Annotated in this window: 1 protein-coding gene; it reads right to left on the minus strand. The window is 46.5% G+C overall.

The window, feature by feature from the left end:
- Positions 1-411 (minus strand): reverse transcriptase domain-containing protein (locus F0L74_RS33120; protein WP_149842262.1); only part of this gene is annotated, 411 nt, incomplete at both ends.

The following is a 411-nucleotide window of genomic DNA, read 5'->3' on the forward strand; positions in this document are numbered from 1 at the left end:
GTAGGGTGCACCAATATAACTGAAGTTTCCGATAAATTTCCCTTGATAGTTTGTCATTCCAAGGAAACGCTGTAAGGTAGGCACATCCTTGGGTGCTGGCATCTCGGTGATTGCTTTCGTTTTGGAAGGATCGGCCTTTAGGCCCTCACTCGTAAAAATATGGCCCACATAGCTGACTTGGTCCAGGCAAAATTTGCATTTGACCGGGTTTAACTTGAGCTTGATCTCACGTGCTCTGTTCAACACCCTTTTCAGGTTAATGTCATGTTCAGCAACGTCGCGGCCTCCGATGATAATGTCATCGACAATAATTGCACAGCGATATCCGGCGAACAGCTGCTCCATTGATCGCTGGAACACTTCGCTTGCTGAACTTATACCAAAAGGCATACGAAGGAATCTATAACGCCC

This window comes from Chitinophaga agrisoli (assembly GCF_008386695.1).
In the GTDB taxonomy this organism is placed as follows: domain Bacteria; phylum Bacteroidota; class Bacteroidia; order Chitinophagales; family Chitinophagaceae; genus Chitinophaga; species Chitinophaga agrisoli.